This window comes from Leucobacter sp. M11, assembly GCF_035726885.1.
Taxonomy (GTDB): domain Bacteria; phylum Actinomycetota; class Actinomycetes; order Actinomycetales; family Microbacteriaceae; genus JAPFRB01.
In genome coordinates, this window is record NZ_JAPFRB010000008.1 from 62,655 (window position 1) to 65,945 (window position 3,291).

Here is a 3,291-nt window from a genome sequence, read left to right on the forward strand (position 1 = left end):
GCAGGTTCCCCACGAAGGCCCAGCCCTCGCGGCCCTTGAGGTTCGCGAGCCACGCGCCGATCAGCACGACCGCGGTCAGCGCCGCGAACAGGATGATGAACGGCAGCATCGGGTTCGACACGTGCAGCATGATCGTCCAGACGAGGAACACCGCGCCAACGATAATCGTCACCGAGCCGACCTTGGTCGCGAGCGAGCGCGCGCGCTCCCGGATCGAGCCCTCGGTCTTGAGCGCGATGAACACGGTCCCGTGCACGAAGCACAGCAGCATCAGGGTGAGGCCGCCGAGGATCCCGTACGGGTTCAGCAGGTCGAGCAGGGTGCCCGTGTAGAGCCAGCCGCCGTTGTCCATCGTCTCCATGGGCACCCCGCGGACGAGGTTCGAGAAGGCGACGCCCCAGAGGAAGGGCGGCAGGAAGGAACCCACGATGATGAAGCGGTCAAACCACTTCGTCCAGTCGCGGCCCTTGCCCTGGTGGCGGTACTCGAAGGACACCCCGCGCAGGATGAGCGCGACGAGGATGAGCAGCAGCGCCAGGTAGAAGCCGCTGAACATCGTGGCGTACCACTCGGGGAAGGCCGCGAACAGGCAGGCGCCCGCCACGATCAGCCAGGTCTCGTTCATGTCCCAGACCGGGCCGATCGTGTTGATCACGACGCGGCGGTCGGTGTCGTCCTTCGAGATGAAGGGCATGGCCATGCCGACGCCGAAGTCGAAGCCGTCGAGCACGAAGTACCCGATCAGGAAGACCCCGACGATGAAGAACCAAAGAATTGTCAGATCCATGTCCGCGCCTCCTAGTAGACAACCGCGAGTTGGTCGTGATCGAGGTCTTCGCCCTGCTTGGGCTCCTCAATCTCGGGCGGTCCGGCCTTGGCGGCCTTGGTGATGAGCTTGAACTCGACCACCGCGAGGCCGCCGTAGACGAGGGTGAACACGATCAGCGACACCAGGACGGCCCAGCCGGGCACCCCTGGCGACACCGCCGATTCGGTGGTCATCACCCCGAACACAATCCAGGGTTGTCGGCCCATCTCGGTGAAGACCCAGCCGACGAGCGAGGCCATGAGGCCGAGCGGGGCGGACCAGATCGCGACGCCCCAGACCCAGTTGGGCAGCCGGTCGAGGTCGACCTTCTTGCGGGTCACGAGCAGACCGACCACGGCGATCAGCGTGGAGAGCAGGCCGAGGCCGATCATCCAGCGGAAGGACCAGTAGGTGACCCACACGATCGGGGTGAACATCCCGTCGCTCGGGCAGCTCAGCGTGCTGGCGGCGTCCCCACAGTACATCTCCGTGTAGGCGGCCTGGAGGTCGTTGATGCCCTCCACCTCGCCGTCGAAGGTCCCCGTGGAGAGGAAGGAGAGCAGATAGGGCACCCGCACCGAGAAGATCTCGTGCAGGCCGTCGGGCGTGCCGAGGCTGAACAGCGAGAAGGAGGCGTCGTATCCCGAGGAGGTGTTGTAGTGCGCCTCCGCGGCCGCCATCTTCATGGGCTGGGTCTCGGTCATGACGAGCCCGAGCGAGTGACCGGTGAGGCCAACGCCGAGGAAGCCGAGGATGTTGGCCCAGAGCCCGAAGCGGAGCGCGGTGCGCATCTCGGTGACGTACTGCTTGCGCTTCAGGTGCCAGGCGGCGGTGGCGACCATCACGGCGGCGGCGAACATGAGCGCCGCGAAGATGGTGTGCGGGAACTGGGTGAGCGCCACGGGGTTCGTGAGCACGGCCCCGATGTCGGTGAGCTCGGCTCGACCCCGCTCCTCGTTGATCTCGAAGCCAACGGGGTTCTGCATGAAGGCGTTGGCGGCGAGGATGAAGTAGGCCGAGATGATCGAGGCGATGGAGGTCAGCCAGATCGTGGCCAGGTGGGCGGCCTTTGGCAGCTTGTCCCAGCCGAAGATCCACAGGCCGATGAAGGTGGCCTCAAGGAAGAAGGCGATGAGGCCCTCCATAGCAAGCGGTGCGCCAAAGATGTCCCCGACGAAGCGCGAGTAGTTCGACCAGTTCATGCCGAACTGGAACTCTTGCACGATGCCCGTCACGACGCCCATGGCGAAGTTGATGAGGAAGATCTTGCCGAACAGCTTGGTCAAGCGCAGATACTTGACGTTGCCCGTTTTCACCCAGCACGTCTGGAGGATGGCCACAAGCAGGCTCATCCCAATCGTGAGCGGCACGAACAGGAAGTGGTACAGCGTCGTGAGCCCGAATTGCCATCGGGCCAGCGTCAACGCATCCAAGAATTCGTTCACGTCATACTCCAAAGGATGGAAGACGCCCCCAAATAAGGGACGCACTCCCTTAGTGAGCTCCTGGAACAGGATGGTTATTCCTGCGGATCTACCGAGAATGCTTCCCGGCGCAATCAGCCTACAGCGAAGTCGCCGAAAACGGCGACTTCAAAACGCATTTTTTCGGCAAGATACTGACGGAACCCGCAATGACGCGCCGAGGCCTCACGCAATTTCGAAGTATCTTGACGTCGAGACAACCGATTCCGCACTTCGGCCCGTCTGCCAGAAAACCCTCAACCCGGTTCTCTACGATGGCACTATGCACTATCGTGAGGCGGCGTCGTGAACGAGTTCCTGGAGACCCTGCTGGGAATCATCCGTGACCTGGACCCGCTGCTTCGCACCCTCGTCGCGGGCTTCGGCATGTTCCTCGAAACTTCCGTTCTCATCGGCCTCATCGTGCCCGGGGACTCGATCGCGCTGCTGTCCAGCGTCGGCGTGTCCTCGATGCCGGAGTACTTCTGGCTCGTCGCCGCCCTCGTGCTCGGCGCCCTCGGCGGCGAGTCCTTCGGCTTCTTCATCGGCAAGACCTTCGGGCCGCGCCTCCGGCACTCCCGGCTCGGCACGAAGCTCGGCGAGCGCAACTGGAGCCTCGCGGAGCGCTACCTCGGCCGCCGCGGCGGCCCGGCCGTGTTCCTGTCCCGCTTCCTGCCGGTGCTGCACTCCCTCGTGCCGATCACGGCCGCGATGAGCGGGATGCGCTACCGCAAGTTTCTCGCCTGGACGATCCCGGCCTGCCTCATCTGGGCGTTCACGGTCGTGACGATCGGCTACTCGGCGGCCCTCAGCTTCGAGGAGCTGTCCCGCAAGGTGTCCTGGGCGGGCTACGTCGTGGTCGCCGCGGGCATCGTCGTGCTCGCCCTGGTCTGGCTCGGCAAGAAGCTTGTGCTGCGCCTGGAGCGGCGACACATGAGCGAAACCGAGCAGGAGTTCGGCCGGAACGCCGAGCTCGCGGCCGAGGCGGCGGCGGGCGACCGGGGGCCCCTGGGGGCAAGC

Annotated in this window: 3 protein-coding genes; 1 reads left to right on the forward strand and 2 read right to left on the reverse strand. The window is 64.8% G+C overall.

From position 1 onward, the window contains the following. A partial coding sequence (gene cydB, locus OOT08_RS18740; protein WP_325094418.1) for a cytochrome d ubiquinol oxidase subunit II occupies nucleotides 1-787 on the reverse strand: 787 nt, incomplete at its 3' end. 11 nt (nucleotides 788-798) lie between these two features. Continuing rightward, nucleotides 799-2,253 (reverse strand): cytochrome ubiquinol oxidase subunit I, encoded by a 1,455-nt coding sequence (locus OOT08_RS18745; protein WP_325094419.1) that lies wholly within the window; start codon nucleotides 2,251-2,253, stop codon nucleotides 799-801. A gap of 324 nt (nucleotides 2,254-2,577) precedes the next feature. Between OOT08_RS18745 and OOT08_RS18750 the strand changes: the two genes are divergently transcribed. Further along, on the forward strand, nucleotides 2,578-3,291 hold a 714-nt coding region (locus OOT08_RS18750; RefSeq protein ID WP_325094420.1), incomplete at its 3' end, for a DedA family protein.